General features: G+C 35.7%; 16 protein-coding genes. 3 read left to right on the forward strand and 13 right to left on the reverse strand.

The window, feature by feature from the left end; genetic code table 11:
* Positions 1-14: 14 nt before the first annotated feature.
* The gene (locus CIL05_RS11420) at positions 15-248 is read right to left on the reverse strand and encodes a hypothetical protein (protein WP_095655666.1); all 234 of its coding nucleotides are present in this window, start codon (positions 246-248) and stop codon (positions 15-17) included.
* Positions 249-406: 158 nt separating this feature from the next.
* Between CIL05_RS11420 and CIL05_RS22415 the strand changes: the two genes are divergently transcribed.
* Positions 407-511, forward strand: coding sequence for a spore protein (locus tag CIL05_RS22415; protein ID WP_206207777.1), 105 nt, complete (start codon positions 407-409; stop codon positions 509-511).
* 62 nt (positions 512-573) lie between these two features.
* Here the strand turns inward: CIL05_RS22415 and CIL05_RS11425 are convergent, their stop codons facing one another.
* Positions 574-1,524: a DUF2515 family protein gene (locus tag CIL05_RS11425; protein WP_095655667.1), complete on the reverse strand. Its 951-nt coding sequence runs from the start codon at positions 1,522-1,524 to the stop codon at positions 574-576.
* 127 nt (positions 1,525-1,651) lie between these two features.
* Between CIL05_RS11425 and recU the strand changes: the two genes are divergently transcribed.
* Together recU and CIL05_RS11435 are read left to right on the forward strand one after the other, a co-directional pair.
* Positions 1,652-2,242, forward strand: coding sequence for a Holliday junction resolvase RecU (recU, locus tag CIL05_RS11430; protein ID WP_095655668.1), 591 nt, complete (start codon positions 1,652-1,654; stop codon positions 2,240-2,242).
* An 18-nt stretch (positions 2,243-2,260) separates the two neighbouring features.
* Positions 2,261-4,984, forward strand: coding sequence for a penicillin-binding protein 1A (locus CIL05_RS11435; RefSeq protein ID WP_095655669.1), 2,724 nt, complete (start codon positions 2,261-2,263; stop codon positions 4,982-4,984).
* 39 nt (positions 4,985-5,023) lie between these two features.
* Here CIL05_RS11435 and nth read toward each other — a convergent pair whose 3' ends face one another.
* From nth to CIL05_RS11490, 11 genes are all read right to left on the reverse strand, one after another.
* Positions 5,024-5,689: an endonuclease III gene (nth, locus tag CIL05_RS11440; RefSeq protein ID WP_095655670.1), complete on the reverse strand. Its 666-nt coding sequence runs from the start codon at positions 5,687-5,689 to the stop codon at positions 5,024-5,026.
* Positions 5,690-5,691: 2 nt separating this feature from the next.
* Entirely contained in the window at positions 5,692-6,369 is a 678-nt protein-coding gene (locus tag CIL05_RS11445; RefSeq protein ID WP_095655671.1) for a DnaD domain-containing protein, read from the reverse strand.
* A gap of 90 nt (positions 6,370-6,459) precedes the next feature.
* Positions 6,460-7,752 (reverse strand): asparagine--tRNA ligase, encoded by a 1,293-nt coding sequence (asnS, locus tag CIL05_RS11450; RefSeq protein ID WP_095655672.1) that lies wholly within the window; start codon positions 7,750-7,752, stop codon positions 6,460-6,462.
* A gap of 19 nt (positions 7,753-7,771) precedes the next feature.
* A complete protein-coding gene (locus CIL05_RS11455; RefSeq protein ID WP_095655673.1) occupies positions 7,772-8,956 on the reverse strand; it encodes a pyridoxal phosphate-dependent aminotransferase in 1,185 nt (394 codons plus the stop codon).
* 15 nt (positions 8,957-8,971) lie between these two features.
* The gene (locus CIL05_RS11460; protein ID WP_240510180.1) at positions 8,972-9,406 is read right to left on the reverse strand and encodes a cell wall elongation regulator TseB-like domain-containing protein; all 435 of its coding nucleotides are present in this window, start codon (positions 9,404-9,406) and stop codon (positions 8,972-8,974) included.
* A 456-nt stretch (positions 9,407-9,862) separates the two neighbouring features.
* Positions 9,863-12,664, reverse strand: a complete 2,802-nt coding sequence (dinG, locus tag CIL05_RS11465; protein ID WP_095655675.1) for an ATP-dependent DNA helicase DinG — start codon at positions 12,662-12,664, stop codon at positions 9,863-9,865.
* A gap of 591 nt (positions 12,665-13,255) precedes the next feature.
* Positions 13,256-13,639: an aspartate 1-decarboxylase gene (gene panD / locus CIL05_RS11470; RefSeq protein ID WP_095655676.1), complete on the reverse strand. Its 384-nt coding sequence runs from the start codon at positions 13,637-13,639 to the stop codon at positions 13,256-13,258.
* Positions 13,639-14,523 (reverse strand): pantoate--beta-alanine ligase, encoded by an 885-nt coding sequence (panC, locus tag CIL05_RS11475; RefSeq protein ID WP_095655677.1) that lies wholly within the window; start codon positions 14,521-14,523, stop codon positions 13,639-13,641. The genes panD and panC overlap by 1 nt, the downstream gene beginning before the upstream one ends.
* Before the next feature lie 14 nt (positions 14,524-14,537).
* Positions 14,538-15,365: a 3-methyl-2-oxobutanoate hydroxymethyltransferase gene (gene panB / locus CIL05_RS11480; protein ID WP_095655678.1), complete on the reverse strand. Its 828-nt coding sequence runs from the start codon at positions 15,363-15,365 to the stop codon at positions 14,538-14,540.
* 3 nt (positions 15,366-15,368) lie between these two features.
* Complete coding sequence (locus CIL05_RS11485) at positions 15,369-16,358, reverse strand: biotin--[acetyl-CoA-carboxylase] ligase (RefSeq protein WP_095655679.1); 990 nt, start codon at positions 16,356-16,358, stop codon at positions 15,369-15,371.
* Positions 16,334-17,545, reverse strand: coding sequence for a CCA tRNA nucleotidyltransferase (locus CIL05_RS11490; protein ID WP_240510181.1), 1,212 nt, complete (start codon positions 17,543-17,545; stop codon positions 16,334-16,336). The genes CIL05_RS11485 and CIL05_RS11490 overlap by 25 nt, the downstream gene beginning before the upstream one ends.
* Positions 17,546-17,549 lie beyond the last annotated feature (4 nt).

The raw sequence follows: 17,549 nt of genomic DNA on the forward strand, positions 1-17,549 counted from the left end.
AAGAAATTCTACTTCTACTTTACTTTATCACTTTTAGCTATGAATGGCACATTTTTGATGATTGATTTTGTGTATCTAATTTCATTTTGATGGTCTTGAAAGTTCTGCCATACTTCATTATCAATTTTCATTGTTAACTTTTGATCAATCCAGCGTACCTGGTCGGATATTCGCTGAAGAGAATCTTCAAAGTTTTTTTTATCCACCCCACCACTGGAATGATTTAATTTTTTTGCCGCTAATGCCATTATCCTCACCCTCATTCTTTTTGATTTAATAACACTATTCGAGAAGATTGATGACTATCCTTCCTGTTCGACAAAACTAGAAGAAATGATACAAAACAAGTGGTATTACTTATTTTTTTAGTGAAGTTAGACACACTAATAATAAAGGAGGTTTTACTATGAATCATAAAAAGAAGCATGAGAAGAAAGTAGAAACAATTAAAAGTAAATCATTAAAAACTGGTGATAAAAAATTAAATGGTCCAAATCGTCCATCAACTTAACTAGTAGAACATCCACTATTAGGATAAAAAGATAAGGATTTGCTAGAACGTAGCAAATCCTTTTACATAAATACATTCCTAAAATGATAATATGCATATAACATTTTTCGCTTCCTATAGAAAGAATTCTTTATTTCTATTTCTTTTAAAGTTAGTTTATTTTGCTGCCATTTCTTTTTTATACCCCCCAATCTGTACCAATCATTTCGAACTATATCCTGATGCTGAATTACTGGGTAGACAGAACGTAAAAGTGGAGATGGTGGGAATTTTCCCTTTAAAAATCGTTCATAATCCCGTCTTGATCCTGTATGTTCTACTTTTATTGCAAAATCCAATGTTTTCTGATATATATTCGGGGTATAAATTATAGTAGCGATGTTTTTACCAAGTGTAATTCGATTTGTCACATTTGTGAAATTATGTACAAAAGATCCGTACAATCTATCGTCTCGTGTAGGGATGATGACAGCATTCATATTTATGAAATTCTGCATCAGGTATGGAAGTTTTCGAAATACATTAAACTCAAAGAAAGATTGTTTTATAACAGAATTCTGAATAATATTTTGTTCGTTTATGATGAGTGCAGTCATGAGTCTTTCTTTATTCTTTGTTTTCCAGAAATAATGCCATTCTCTTATGATAAATAAGGATACATTAAAGAATTTTAATAAATGAAATAATGGTTTACTTTGCTTACTTGACATTTTGTAGATGAGTAACTGTGGATATGCATCTGAAAAGATTAACCAATTTGCTCGTTCATATGTCATAAATAACCTGTTTCTCTCTCTGCTGCCGAGAATGTTTTTATATGGTGCCAAGTGCAGATCGGTCATATTCCAACCGGCATTTCTTGAAACAAGACTGGCAACAAATGCCCATTTAATTTCCGGATAATCAAGGTAGAATTTCTGATAGGCATTCGTTCTCGAAATATTATCCATATTATGTGCTTGTGTCGCTTTTGTTATATAATGTATACTGTCTTGTTCCAGTACTTTACACATGAGCCGCCCTGCTTTCATTCATTCTATTATTAATTAGCTATCTGCACACAAGCGATGTTTTATACTATTTTAGTTTTCGATTCAGCATTTATTTGATATGATACTGTAATATGCTGGGAGGGATATGATGAATTATCCAAATGGGAAAAAGAAAGAGACTGGCTCGAGTGGAATGGCAGCAAAGACGAATAAAATTTTTAGCAATCGTGGCATGTCATTAGAGGAAGATATAAATACAACGAATCAGTACTATCTGGATACAGATAAAGCAATTATTCATAAAAAACCAACACCAGTACAAATAGTGAAGGTGAATTATCCTAGAAGAAGTGCTGCTGTTATTACGGAAGCTTATTTTAAACAGGCTTCTACAACTGATTATAACGGACTGTACCGTAATAGTTATATTGATTTTGAAGCAAAGGAAACTAAAAATAAAACATTATTCCCATTGGCAAATATACATGACCATCAAATCCGGCATATGGAAGCAATCGTTAAACATGGAGGAATAAGTTTTTTGATCATCCGTTTCGCTGTATATGATGAAACATTTTTTATGCCTGCAGAGAAACTTTTTACACACTGGTACGACAAATTAAATGGTGGAAAAAAATCAATAGCGTATAAAAAGATAAAAGATGAGGAATATCTCATTCCTTTTCAATATCAGGCTAGAATTGATTATTTAAAAATTATCGATAAGCTTTACTTTTAGAGACGGAGGTATCGTGCTATGGCAGATAATAGCCAATCTCGCACAGCAAGAAGAAAACAAAAGAAGTCTAAGAAGAAACCTATTTGGAAGAAAATACTTTTAACAGTATTTATTATTTTTATTGTAGCCGGAATTGGTGTTGGAGCAGTGGGAACTTATTGGGTCGTTACAGCCCCTGAGATAGATGCATCAAAGCTTTCCGACCCTTTTTCATCCTCTCTATATGACCAGGATGGAAATGAATTCGCTGTTTTAGGTTCTGAAAAACGAAAAAAGATAGAGTATGATGATTTGCCTCAGGTCTTAATTGATGCGGTTATTGCTACAGAAGATGCACGTTTCTTTGAGCATTCCGGAATTGACTTAAGACGGATAGGTGGAGCGATTATAGGTAATATAAAGAACGGTTTTGGTTCTGAAGGTGCCAGTACAATTACCCAGCAAGTAGTAGAAAAATCATTTTTATCACATGAAAAAGAACTTAAAATAAAAGTACAGGAACAGTGGCTGGCTCTGAAGCTGGAGCAGGATTATTCAAAAGAACAAATACTGGAAATGTATTTAAATAAAATATTTTATAGTGCAGGTGCCTATGGTGTAGCAAAAGCAGCAGAGAATTATTTTGGAAAAACGGATTTAAATGATCTAACGCTGACAGAAGCAGCTATTTTGGCTGGATTACCACAGCGCCCAACAGCCTACAACCCTTTTGAAAATCCGGACCTGACAAAAGGTCGGATGGATACGGTTTTATCATTAATGGTTAGACACGATAAAATTACAGAGGAACAAGCTAATGAAGCAAGATCAGTTGATATTGCCGGCTTATTAGAAGAATCACGTCCTGATTCAACACCATATGAAGGCTTTATACAACAAGTTCATAAAGAGGTCAAAGAAAAAGTTGATGGTGCTGATATTTATACAGATGGATTAAAAATTTATACAACATTAGATACGAATGTTCAAGAGCATGTTGAATTTTTACTAACAGATAGTGACGAGAATCCGATCAACTATCCTGATGAAGAAATGCAGGCAGCCATGGTTGTTCTAGATACAGAAAATGGTGCAATCAGAGCAGTTGGTGGAAGAAGGAATAGTACGGGAAATAGGGAGTTTAATTATGCTATTAATGGTAAAACACAGGCTGGCTCCACAGCAAAGCCAATTGTAGCCTATGGCCCGGCGATTGAATATAATAAAATTTCTACCTATCACCAGATTAATGATGATAAACCATATGAAGTTGGTGAACACACATTCAGAAACTGGAATCGTAAATATAGTGGTTGGATGACTGCAAGACACGCATTAGTACAGTCATTAAACGTTCCTGCACTTAAAACATTAGAAGCGACAGGAACAGGGAAAGCAAAGGAATTTGCTGAAGGATTGGGCTATCATTTTGCTGATGACACGATTTCAATTGGTGATGCAATTGGAGGTACACAAACCCAGGTTACCCCACTGCAATTAGCAGGATCCTATCGAGCATTTGGTAATGAAGGTATTTATAACGAACCATATGCAGTTACAAAGGTTGAATTTGAAGATGGACGGACAGTTGAGTTAAAACCTGAACCAGAGGCAGCCATGTCTGATTATACGGCATATATGATAACAGACATGCTCAAATCAGCAATTACAGATGGTTTTGCAACTGCGGCAAATGTTCCTGGGCTACATGTTGCCGGAAAAACAGGAACTACCAATTTAAAAGATGTTTCGGGAAGCCCTGATTCATGGTTTGCAGGATATACAACGAATTATACGATTTCAGCATGGGTTGGTGGATACACGGATGAGGATGGTAATAGAGCACCAATTCCAGATGGTGGAACTACCGTACCCCAATATTTATTTAGTAATACAATGACAGAAATATCCAAGGAAATCGAAACAGCAGACTTTAAAAAACCGAGCTCAGTTGTGGAAGTTAGGGTCGAGAAAGGATCAAATCCTGCTGCATTACCCAGTGAATATACACCATCATCAGAGACTATCACAGAACTGTTTGTAAAAGGAACAGAACCAACGAAGACATCTGAAAAATATGATGAATTGGATCCTGTAGATGGACTTGAGGCTAACTATAATGAAGATTCGAATTCAATTGATATAGAATGGAATTATGATTCTGATGAAGATATTTCATTTAATGTTAGTGCGAGTGTAAATGGTGGTCAAATGCAAGATCTATCTTCCACTGAAGATACTTCGATGGAAATTACCGAAGTAGAGCCTGGAGCAGCATATGAAATTCAGGTTATTGCAAGTAACAGATCCATGCAAAGTGAACCAAAAACTACAAATGTAACGGTTCCTGGTGAAGATGAGGAAGAAGAAGAGGAAGAGAATGAGGAAGAATCGGAAGAAAATGAAGAGGATAACAATGGAGGAAATATCCCTCCAGTCAGCGGCTTAAGTGCACAATATGTAGCGGATAGATCTATTATCGATGTTTCCTGGGGCTATAATGGGCCCCCTGCAACATTCGAAGTATCCGTGAATGGGCAAACACAAACCGTTCAATCCAATGGAATCGAAATAAGTGGTGCTTCCCCTGGCCAAGTGTATACGATAAATGTTACGCCGATTGGACAAAATGGGGCTAATGAGGGTGTTCGAGGACAACCTCAGAGTACTGAAGTTACAGTTCCTGAAGCTCCCGAGAGTGATCAGGAAGGTAACGAAGGTGGCAGTGAAAATCCTAATGAGGAAGAACAAGGACAAGAGTAAATACAAAGAGGTAACCGCAAATTGTGGTTACCTCTTTTACTATTTTTGGAGTAATATCTTTTCTTTTTTCATCCGCTTCTGCCCTTCCCTGCAAATATCCAATAATGGGCATTCTGGACAATTCGGATTTCTCGCCTTGCAATGATACCGACCAAAAAAAATCATAAGATGATGTGTATCACTCCACTCATCCTTCGGAACCTTGCGCATTAGTGTCTCTTCTACTTCTGTTACAGAATCCTTCCATCTGCAAATGGCTAATCGCTTGGAAACCCTTTCTACATGTGTATCAACAGCAATTGCTGGTTCTTTAAATGCAACGGAAGCAACGACATTTGCCGTCTTTCTTCCAACACCTGCAAGCTTCATTAATTCAGTTTTTGTTTCTGGTACGTCCCCATTATAATCATCAAGTAATGACTGACATAGTTTTCGAATATGTTTAGCTTTATTTCTGTATAGTCCGATGGATTTTATATCCTGCTGCAGTTCTTCCAGCGTGACTGACAAATAATCGGAAGGAGTTTCGTATTTTTTAAATAGCTCTTTCGTAACTTTATTAACAAGTACATCCGTACATTGTGCTGAAAGCAATACAGCAATTACTAATTCAAATGGATTTTTATGATTTAATTCACATTCGGCATCTGGAAACATTTTTTTCATTTCATCTAAGCAAAATCTTATTTGTTTTTTATTAAGCATAACTAGTCTTCCCCTTCTAACCAATTATAATAAAATGATGTATCTCTTTTTTTAGTAGTTTCCTGTTTTACAGACTGGTTATTATGGAAATTCCTGCTTGCGTTTCGGGCTTGATCTACGGTTTTTATACCCTTTTTCATCCAGTCTCTAAGTATTCGATCAATATATTTAAAATTTAGTTTTCCCATTAGGACGGATTCCCTAAGTCCTGCTTTGATGAGTGATGGAGCTATTTCATCGTCATCCAGCCATGCATTAATGGTTTCAATTTCAAATGGTGACAACGGCCTTCCAAATTCCTGTTCAAACAAAATAAAGATTGTACCATCGGTTTGTTCTACTTCGGGTTTTGCAGTAGCATAAATTTTTTCCCAAAGTGGATTTAGACAATAAGCTTCACTTCTTTGTTTTTGGTCATTTTCCTTTTGTTCGATTTCCAATACATTTTTCTGGATGAGCTTACGTAATATATTTGCACATTCTTTCTCATCAATTGTTAAGTGGCTGGCTATTTCAAATGGTGTTGGAAAATCATTTTTTTCCTGGAGGAATCGGTGTAATTGTAAAATAACCGTCAGCTCTTTTTCATTTAGACCAAGCGTTGTATAGGAAGATAGCAATTTAGTCGGAATTTGTATTTGGTCTAATAATATTTGTTGGATTGGAATAGATTTTGTCATATATATGCACCTCAGGTTTCAGTATAGCATGAAGCTGATAATTATAATTTAAAATCCCTTGCTCCAATATGCAAGGGATTTTTAAATTACTTATGGATACAATCGATTTAATAATCTTGGAAATGGAATGGTTTCCCTTACATGATCTACTCCGGATAGCCATGCTACCGTTCTTTCAAGCCCCAGGCCAAATCCGGAATGTGGAACACTTCCATATTGACGAAGCTCTAAATACCATTTATAAGCAGGATCATTTAAATCATGCTGTTCATAACGTTCTTTCATTAATTCTAAATCATCAATTCGCTGTGAACCACCAATAATTTCACCATAACCTTCAGGAGCAATTAGGTCAGCACATAGTACAACATCTGATCTGCCAGGGGCCGGTTTCATGTAAAAGGCTTTGATTTCAGCAGGATAATTCGTAATAAACACTGGTTTGTCAAAGTTATCAGCAATTGCTGTTTCATGTGGGGCACCAAAATCATCCCCCCATTCAATGTCATCAAATCCTTTTTCCTTCAATAATTTAATCGCATCATCATAGGAAATTCTCGGAAATGGTGCTTTGATCTTTTCTAAACTGGATGTATCACGCTCCAGTACATCTAATTCCAATTTACAGTTTTCCAATACAGACTCTGCAATAAAGCTTACATATTGTTCTTGTATTTCCAAGCTTTCTTCATGATCCACAAAGGCCATTTCAGGTTCAATCATCCAAAATTCAATTAAGTGTCTGCGGGTTTTTGACTTTTCCGCACGAAATGTTGGCCCGAATGAAAACACTTTTCCGAATGCCATTGCAGCGGCTTCCATATAAAGCTGACCACTCTGGGACAAATATGCTTCTTCATCGAAATATTTTGTATGAAATAGTTCAGTTGTACCTTCTGCAGATGAACCAGTCAATATGGGTGGATCAATTTTTACATAGCCACCATCATTAAAAAATTGATAGGTTGATCGGATAATTTCATTACGTATTTTCATTACAGCATGCTGTTTCTTTGAACGAAGCCATAAATGACGATGATCCATTAGGAATTCAGTTCCATGCTCTTTCGGTGTTATTGGATAATCTACTGCTTCATGGATTAATTCAATATTACTAACCTGGAGTTCGTAACCAAATGCTGACCTGGTATCCTCTACGACCTTCCCTGTTATGTACATGGATGATTCCTGAGTCAGATTTTTTGCAAGCTGAAATGTTTCTTCACTAACATCATTTTTAACAACGACACCTTGAATAAATCCGGTTCCGTCACGCAATTGTAAGAAAGCTATTTTTCCACTTGATCGTTTATTTGATAACCATGCTCCTATAGTCACTGTCTTTTCTAAATGTTCTGGTGTAAGTGCAATTGTTGTTTTCAAAAAATTACCTCCATAAACGTTAAGATTGATGATTCAGTACAAATCGTTTGATTCGTTTTGCTGCTTCTTCCAGTATCTCAATGGATGTTGCATAAGATAAGCGTACATTATTTGGGGCACCGAATCCGGACCCAGGTATTAATGCAACCTTTTCTTCTTCAAGTAATGCAGTAACCCAGTCATCTACATTGGAATAACCATTATCGGCAGCTGCTTTTTGAACATTTGGAAATAAATAAAAAGCACCTTTGGGTTTAACACATGATATTCCCGGAATCTCATTAATCAGGTCGTAAAACCTATTAAGTCTTTCATTGAATGCTTCTTTCATTTCTTCCATAGAATCATTTTCAGTCTCGTAAGCTGCCAATGCTGCGTATTGTGATATTGAAGTTGGATTCGATGTCGAATGTGACGCAAGGTTTGTCATTGCTTTTATAATTGATTTTGGCCCTGCAGCATATCCAATTCTCCAGCCTGTCATGGCATGTGACTTGGAAAGACCATTTATAACAATTGTTTGTTCTTTTAATTCCTTGGATAATGAGGCAATAGAGACATGCTCATCATTTGTATAGATTAGTTTTTCATAAATTTCATCCGAAACGATTAATATATTATGTTTTAAGCAGACTTCCCCAAGTTTTTCAAGCTCTTCTTTATTATACATCATACCTGTTGGATTGCTTGGTGAATTGATAATAACAGCTTTTGTTTTACTTGTTATGGAAGCTTCCAGTTCAGCTGGTGTTAATTTAAATTCATTTTCTTCCAGGGCATTAACATAAACCGGGCTGCCCCCAGCTAATTTTATTTGTTCAGGATAGCTCACCCAATAAGGAGCAGGAACGATTACTTCATCGTTATTGTTTAACAATACTTGAAACAAAGTGTATAAAGCATGTTTAGCACCTGTTGTAACGATTATTTGATCATTTTTATATTCCAGTCCATTATCCTTGGTAAGCTTGTTAGAGATAGCTTGTTTTAGCTCCAGGATACCACCTGAAGGTGTATATTTTGTCATGCCATTTTGCATTGCATTATTTGCAGCATTGAGAATATAGCCCGGCGTGTTAAAATCTGGTTCACCTACACCCAAACCGATGACATCGTGACCTTGCTGCTTTAATTCTTTGGCTTTGGCTGAAATTGCCAATGTTGAGGACGGAGTTAATGTTTTTACCCTTTTTGCTAATTCCACTGTCAAATCACCCTTCTATTTAAAAGTTCTGTTAAAACGGTATTGTTCATACCGTGTTCCATCATGAATATCTAAATAATCGATAATATATTGATTCGAATTATTTTCATACGTAACTTCCCAAAGCACTTTTTCATCTACCAGTGCTGGTACAATATTTACTAAATTACAATCCTTGCATTGCTCATTCCACTGACCAAGCACTTCTTTTTTAGGCATTATTTCATGTTGGTCAATAGTGGTTAGATCCTTTTCATTGCCTTTTAATGGATAAAATATAAGTTTTTTTTCATCATCTTTATTTTCTCCAAAAATGACGTGATAGGATGCAGCACCATTAAATTGCTCAATTTTATCAATGTTTGTAATTGAAGTGTTTTCCAGGATTTGTTTTTTGGTTTCATCATATCCTGCTGTTTTAGCAGATGCTAAATCATTATACAAAAACACCCCATAAGTAAAACAGGAGAGGATTAGAATGATAATTACCCAAAAGCTCCAAAATAGCCATCTAGACCTTCTCATTATTACCCTCATTCAGTGTTAAATGTTCTTTAATTATTTCTAATGAATAGTGACGATTTATTGTTAAAAATATTGCGATCGTATTATCCATCTTTTCCCCTCCATTATAAAAGCTTCTTCGATTATCAATATTTGCTAAACATAGTACCCGATAGTTTACAAATACTAATTATAACGTTGATATGGAATAAGATAAAGCATAGATATCGTTTTATTTTTATTTATTTCAACGAATTTTTTCCTACCCATACCAGGTGTGCAGCTGATGCATTAGTAATGCATCAGCTGCTTTTTTATAAACGATCAAGCAAGACCACATCCATTTCCAGCGCTCAAGACTTACTTCACAATTGCTAAACGGGTCCACCTAAGCTTTTGTTCTTAAAACCACTTTTCAGCTTTCTTCATTATTTCCGGAGTGGAATCAAAAGTAATTGGTACATTTGGAATTGATTCAGTAAAAAATTTACCATAGCGGGCTTTGATAATTCTTGCATCACATACAAAAACAATCCCACGGTCATTTGTTGACCGAATGAGCCTGCCGAATCCCTGTTTGAATCGGATGACTGCGTTTGGCAGGGACAATTCAAAAAATGCATTTTTACCTGCTTCTTTTAAATAATTTGATTTTGCTTCATATATTGGATGATCAGGTGGCTGAAACGGAAGGCGAACGATCATCAGACAGGATAAGTCATCCCCGGGTATATCCACACCCTCCCAAAACGAGCTTGTACCTAAAAGAATGGCTTCATCAAACGTTTGAAAATTCTTTTTTAAACGGGTACGACTACCACTTGATATACCTTGGGCAATTAGAACATATTTATCAAGATCAATCGTTTCCCTCAGTAAACGATATGATTTTCTAAGCATATCATAGGACGTGAATAATACGAGCATTCTTCCATTAGTGATTTCCGCTAATGATAAAATTGCTTCACAGGTCGCATAAACAAAATCATCCAAGTTACCATATTTAATATCTGGAAAATCATCCGGTATCATTAGTTGTACCTGTTCATCGTAAAGAAACGGTGAATTTATATTTTTAGCAATAAAACTTTCTTCAGGTAATCCAAGTCTGTTTTGAATAAATGTAAAAGAGTTTCTCATCGTAAGTGTAGCACTGGTTAAAATAACACTCTGCTTCCTGGTGAAAAAATCATTTGCCAATAGTTGCGACATATCAGTTGGTTCACTATATAGATATACAGCATTCCTGGAACCATATGTCTCTATTTCAATCCATCTAACCTGTTCAATTGATTCTTCAATTAAGAATAATTTTTCAATCCGGTCAATAAATGATTGCAGGAGCTCTATATTCACTTTTAATTCATCTTTATCAAATTTATTAAGTACTTCTTTCTTTTCAAAGTATTGCTCGATCTCAGCAAGTATATGAATTAGATCCCGAAGATAAAAAGTTAGTCTTGTCGCCATTTCCTCAATAGTATTCCATTTTTTAGGATCTTCTTTTTCTGTTTCAAACCGGTATTGTGTTCTTCCAATATCACTTAATGATTTATTTTTCTTCTGCTGATCAACAACATATTGAAATAAAGAGCGAAATAAATCATCTACTTCATATTTAGTATCAACAAATATAGTATCCCATTTTTCCAATGATAATTGTTCCTTATCAAATGAATATTTAGATAAAACCTTTCCTAATGACTTCGCTTCAGTTGTGCTCCCAATTTGATTTAGAATAAATTGCATATTGATATAATCCAGCTTTAACCCATAATGTCTTGAAGCTGTTTCTTCCAAATGATGTGCTTCATCAACAATTACTTTGTCGTAACTGGGTAAAAACTGATAATCATTAAACATATCTGTACATAATAATGCATGATTAGTAATGATAATATCGGCTTGTTGAGCCCGTTTACGAGCCTTTTGATAATAAGAATGAGAAAACCAGGGTGAATAAGGATCAATATAACCTTCTGTATCTGTTGAAACTTTCCTGTAAAATAAGTAACCACTCGAAGGAAGATGGATTTCGTCTATATCACCAGTTTCTGTTTCAGTTATCCACACAAGTATCATTGCTTTAGTAAGTGCCATATCATAATTATCCTGTTGGTCTGAATCAAGCGACCGCTCAAATTTTTCAAGACTGATGTAATGGCTCTTCCCTTTTAGCAATGCAGCTTTAAATTCAAAATCAACAAGCTTTTGTATTAAAGGAATTTCTTCTTCCAGAAGCTGGGCCTGTAATTGGGTTGTATGTGTGCTTATTACAGTCCTTCGTTTTGTTTTTTTTGCATCGTAAATTGCAGGAATTAAATAAGCCAATGACTTCCCGGTACCTGTTTCGGCTTCCAGGAGTGCATGTTTATGTATTTGAAATGCATCAAAAATGGCTTCCGACATTTCACGTTGACCATTTCTTTTTTCATAGTTCTTCATATGTTGCTGCATAGAACCGTCTTTCTCATAAATAGAATCTAAATAATCACCGTAAGAAACTTCTATTGAATCCTGCTTTTCCTTCACCACTTCTATATGTCTGAAAGCCAAGCCACTATAAGAAACTATATTTTCGTTTTCAACCGTTGAAAAAGCTGATTTTTCGTATCTTTCCTTTAATAATGGATACAAATCAGATTTGAAGGTTTTTTCCAATTTTAATAATTGGTTTATCGTTTCAAATGGTAATGAATCCAGTTTTTCTTTTAAATTTAAAAACAATTTTGCAGTTACATAGGCATCCGACAAAGCCCGGTGAGGTTCATTATGGTGTATATTCAGAAATTCAGCCAACTGCCCTAATTTATAGCCGGGTGCTTTAGGATATAAAATCCGCGAAAGCTCTACCGTATCCAAAACAGGGTTGGATAATGGATGTACCCCATTATTTGCAAGTTCTGTATTCAAAAAACCCAAATCAAATGGAACATTATGTGCAATTAAATACCCATCACGAAATATATCGTTAATTTCATTTGCTTTTTCTTTAAAAGTTGGGGCGTCTTCCACATCTTTATCAACTATTCCTGTTAAATTAGAAATAAATGGTGGAATTGGCATGCTTGGATTAAGTAAGGTGGAGTAATGATCGGTTATTTTATTATTTTCTATAACAACAATTCCAACCTCAATGATTTTATCATCTTTGGAAGGGGTTTGACCTGTTGTTTCTAAGTCAATGATGACATATTTCTCCATGTTCCCACCTGTCTTTCTAAAATAGAGGCTATAATTTTATAATTTCCTTATATTTAATAAGGCTGTTTTCGCATAGATTGGGACTGCGCACTGCTCTTCCCACCGAAGTGATTTGGGACTGCGATTACTCGCCCCACCAATAGACTTGTTGTTATCTGCCCAGTAGTCGATAAAAAAGATGACATAAAATCAATGGTAGTAGTTCTCATCGACTGCTACGGAAACACACTTCGCTAGAATTATGATTTGCAACTTTTTAAAAATTCCTTGATTAATTCAAACAAAAGTTTGCACATTTATGACGGTTGTTTGGAGCGGAGGACCGTTGACTCCTGCGGGAACAGCACGTGTCTGAAGACCCCACAGCGGTGATCTTCCGCGAGGAGGCTGAAGCCGTGCCCGCGGAAAGCAACGGTCCGCAGCGGCAAACAACCAAGCGCATACGTTGCCTTTTATAGAAACTGAGAAGGTTAAAAAGCAACAGTATTTTGGTGGAACGAACGAAGTGCAGTTCCAAAGTTTACGAAAAGAACCTTTAATAAAACTCTTATCCATTATAACTGATAAGAGTTTAACCTTGGGCATTAATTCTTACAATACCGTTAATGGAGGTTCCTGTTCAATAAGCTGTTCAATTTCATTTTGCTCATTCATAATTGCGACTTTTGGTTTAAAATCTGCCAGCTCTTCATCAGAAATAAGCGCGTAAGCTACAATTATAAGGGTATCCCCGGTTTGTACCAGCCTTGCAGCAGCACCATTCAAACATACAACACCTGATCCTCTTTCTCCAGGTATAATATACGTCTCTAGGCGTGCCCCATTATTATTATTTACTATTTGTACTTTCTCATGTGGCAATATATCGACTTTCTCTAATATAGATTGATCAATTGTTACACTTCCAACATAATTCAAATTAGCTTCTGTAACCCTTGCCCGATGAATCTTTCCTTTCATCATGGTGCGAAACATTAGATTTCCCCCTGCTTAAATACATTTATTAAATTTCCTTTTTCATCAAATAAGAGGTTATCAATTAACCTTGCATGTTCAAAATACACAGCAGTTGCCAGGACAACCTGCTGGTCAATTACTGAAACAGGCTTTAGATCCGGATAGCTTAATAATTCCACATAATCTATCGTACCTGTAGTTTGTTTTGTGATAATATCCATTACCTTTTTAACAATAATATCAGGATTCTTTTCTCCATCTATAACGAATTCCTGCCCTTTTTTTAATGCTTTATATAACCAGACAGCCTGAATACGTTCGTTCTTATTTAAATTTACATTCCTGCTGCTTTTTGCCAGTCCGTCATTTTCTCTGGTCGTAGGTAAACCAACTATTTCTATTGGAAAGTTCAAATCGGAAATAAGTGCATCCACTACTGCTACCTGTTGTGCATCTTTCATACCGAAGTATGTTCGATCAGGCCTTAAAATGTTAAATAATTTACTTAAAACGGTAATTACCCCATCAAAGTGACCTGGACGGGAACGACCGCATAAAACATTAACACGCTCATTGATAGACATGTTTATATGCATTGTCTTAGGATACATATCTTTTACATCAGGCACAAATAAGATATCTACTCCCGATTGTTCTGCGAGCTGAATATCTCTATCCTCATCACGCGGATATTGATCATAATCTTCACCCGGACCAAATTGTAATGGATTAACAAATATGCTTGTCACTACAATATCATTTTCTTTTATTGCCTGCTTCATAAGACTAATATGGCCCGCGTGAAAGAACCCCATTGTTGCTACAAATCCTATTTGTTCATTCCGGCCGATGATAGTATTTATTTTTTTCTGTATCGTATTTACGGATCGAATAATTTCCATCAACTATCCCTGCTTTAGCTATTTGGTAAAATATCTTTGTTTTTTATTAAAAATGAATGTTTTTCTGTTGGAAAAGATCCCTTTTTAACATCAGAAATATAGGATTCGATCGCCGCTTTTCCTTCTTTGTTAAAATCCCCGTAGGCTTGAACAAATTTAGGTAACCGATCTACACCATATTTTAATATATCATGATATACCAACACTTGACCATCACAATCGATCCCTGCTCCAATTCCGATTGTTGGTATGTCTATTTCTTTTGTTATGATTTCTGCAAGCTCCTTAGGCACACATTCCAAGACTAAAGAAATAGCACCGGATTCAGCGACTTTTTTTGCATCAGACAATAGCTTTTCAGCGGTTTTTTTATCTTTTCCCTGGACTTTATAACCACCCAGAACGTTAACAGATTGGGGAGTTAAACCCAAATGGGCAATTACAGGAATACCAGCTTCCGTTAAGCGTTTAATTAGAACTAAAATTTCGTCAGAAGCCCCTTCAACCTTTAATGCCTGTGCGTCTGTTTGCTGAAAAATCTCACGTGCATTCATAAGTGAGTCTTCTACTGATACATGGTAAGACATAAAGGGCATATCAACAACTGTGAAAGTATTTGGTGCACCACGCCTAACAGCTTTTCCATGATGGATCATATCACCCACTGTTACTTGAACAGTAGATGTATATCCTAATGTAACCATTCCCAACGAATCCCCAACAAGGATCATATCAATACCAGCTTCTTCAGCACCCTTTGCTTGAGGATAATCATATGCGGTAATCATGGTTGTTTTTTCATTATTTTGTTTCATTTTCTGAAAATCCAATCGAGTTAACATGTTTTAATCCCCTTCCTGAAACCAATCAATTTCCCCGGAATACAACTTTTTAACCGTATTGTCTTTGGTTTTCACAAGTAATGCCCCATCATCAGCAATACCGGAAAATGATGCCTCATATTGTTCACGTAATGTTTTTATTGTAATATTTTTTCCGGTTTTAAAACCATAGCTTTCCCACTTTGATTTTATTTCAGGAAAGCCATGCGCTATGTAATCATCGTATGTATTCTCAAATGTTTGTAAAATTTCCTGAATAAGCTCTTTAATTGGCCAGTTATTTTTTGTTTCAATTTTTAGTGATGTCGCCTTCCGTTTAAGATCTTCAGGCAATTCATCTCTTTTTTGATTAACATTAATACCAAAGCCAATGACAATATACTGGATTTGATCTTGTTCCGCCTGCATTTCCGTTAAAATTCCTGCTGTTTTTTTATTATTTATTAAAATATCATTTGGCCATTTAATGAGTGGCTTTAGTGTTGTGCAGGAATTGACGACATCAGCCAAAACAGTTGCTGTGAGTAACGTTAGTTGTGGCGCAAGATAAGGTGAAATTGCTGGTCTGAGAATCATACTTAGCCAGATCCCTTTCCCATTGGCAGAGTGCCACTCCCGGTTCATTCTCCCTCTCCCACTTGTTTGTTCATCTGCAATAATAATTGTCCCGTGCTCTGCATTTTCCTGTGCTGCCTGATGTGCAATCACCTGTGTAGATGATACTGAATCTTTATGTATGATTTTTTTACCCAGCCAATTTGTTTTTAAACCCCAGAGGATTGTATTTTCACTTAATTTATCAGGAAAGCTGATAATGCGGTATCCCTTATTTGATATACCTTCAATCTGATATCCATCTTCTTCAAGCTTTTTCATATGCTTCCAAATGGCGCTACGGGATATATTCAGTTCTTCTGATAAGCCTTGACCGGAAATATAGTTTTCTCTGTTATTTGCAAGTAAATTTATTAATTTATTTCGGGTGGATTCCACTTTATCCATTCCTTTAGTTCTTTTTTTGTATTATTTACATTTCCGAGTACTACTTCATACTCCAATTTATTAATTGTCTTCTGAAGCCAGGAACCTTTCCTTCTATCTGGAAATAAAGCAATTAGATCATTTCCATTTAATGCTAACTCCTTTTTGGATTTAATTGGAAGACTTTGATCTATTTGTTCCACTTCATCCAAATGGATTAATTTAGTTGGATTGATTAGTTCCACCAATCTCACAAATCCCTCGTAATATAAGGATGATAAACGATATACACCCCATTTACTAAGACCTTCTTGATTAAAGTGATCTAACGCTTCTACCAACTGAATTGCTTCCTGCTTGATTTTATTTGAGCATTTCCATTGCTTTACCCATGTTTCCAAACTCACATTTGGTTCGATATGATGGAATAATGCGATGACCTCCCCAAACGAATGTAATGGCCGTAATGGGCTTGGAAGGCGGTTAATGATAGTTGGATAGTCTCTTATTATTGGAAGCTGTTTATGAACTTCTGTTTGTTGTAAATATTCAATACCATTACCCAGGTATTGTCCTTTAAATAATTTTGTAAACTCATTGGTAATTCGTTCGATTGCAAGATTGTTGATATCCTGTTTTACTTTTTTCATGTGGGACACTGTTTCCTGATCTATCATAAACCCTAACTGGCTGGAAAATCGCAGTGCACGAATAATTCGTAAAGGATCTTCTGTGAAACGGTCATATCCATTTCCAACAGTACGGATTGTTTTATTTTGCAAATCTTCCCTGCCATTAAATAAATCAATAATAACGCCATTTTTATCCATAGCTAACGCATTTATCGTAAAATCTCTTCTTTCAAGGTCTTTATCAATTTTATCAATAAATTCGACACGATCAGGATGGCGTTTGTCTGTATATATACCATCAATGCGAAAGGTTGTTACTTCATATGACTCATGCTTGTATCTAACAATAACAGTACCATGTTCAATCCCCACAGGAATAACTTTATCAAATAGTTGTTTAATTATATGGGGTGCGGCCGATGTTGCAATATCGACATCTTCAATTGACCGTTTCAGCAAAAAATCCCGGACACAACCACCAACAAAATATGCTTTATGATTGTGACATTCAATTTTTTCCAGTATTTTTTTTGCTTTAATAAATGGATCAGTTAACATAATGATCACCAAA

The organism is Virgibacillus profundi (genome assembly GCF_002287375.1).
In the GTDB taxonomy this organism is placed as follows: Bacteria; Bacillota; Bacilli; order Bacillales; family Amphibacillaceae; genus Virgibacillus_K; species Virgibacillus_K profundi.

What these genes read in the sequence shown, in the direction of transcription:
- CIL05_RS11420 (WP_095655666.1), bottom strand. Translation starts at nt 248, where the DNA reads ATGGCATTAGCGGCAAAAAAATTAAATCATTCCAGTGGTGGGGTGGAT.
- CIL05_RS22415 (WP_206207777.1), top strand. Translation starts at nt 407, where the DNA reads ATGAATCATAAAAAGAAGCATGAGAAGAAAGTAGAAACAATTAAAAGT.
- CIL05_RS11425 (WP_095655667.1), bottom strand. Translation starts at nt 1,524, where the DNA reads ATGTGTAAAGTACTGGAACAAGACAGTATACATTATATAACAAAAGCG.
- recU (WP_095655668.1), top strand. Translation starts at nt 1,652, where the DNA reads ATGAATTATCCAAATGGGAAAAAGAAAGAGACTGGCTCGAGTGGAATG.
- CIL05_RS11435 (WP_095655669.1), top strand. Translation starts at nt 2,261, where the DNA reads ATGGCAGATAATAGCCAATCTCGCACAGCAAGAAGAAAACAAAAGAAG.
- nth (WP_095655670.1), bottom strand. Translation starts at nt 5,689, where the DNA reads ATGCTTAATAAAAAACAAATAAGATTTTGCTTAGATGAAATGAAAAAA.
- CIL05_RS11445 (WP_095655671.1), bottom strand. Translation starts at nt 6,369, where the DNA reads ATGACAAAATCTATTCCAATCCAACAAATATTATTAGACCAAATACAA.
- dinG (WP_095655675.1), bottom strand. Translation starts at nt 12,664, where the DNA reads ATGGAGAAATATGTCATCATTGACTTAGAAACAACAGGTCAAACCCCT.
- panD (WP_095655676.1), bottom strand. Translation starts at nt 13,639, where the DNA reads ATGTTTCGCACCATGATGAAAGGAAAGATTCATCGGGCAAGGGTTACA.
- panC (WP_095655677.1), bottom strand. Translation starts at nt 14,523, where the DNA reads ATGGAAATTATTCGATCCGTAAATACGATACAGAAAAAAATAAATACT.
- panB (WP_095655678.1), bottom strand. Translation starts at nt 15,365, where the DNA reads ATGTTAACTCGATTGGATTTTCAGAAAATGAAACAAAATAATGAAAAA.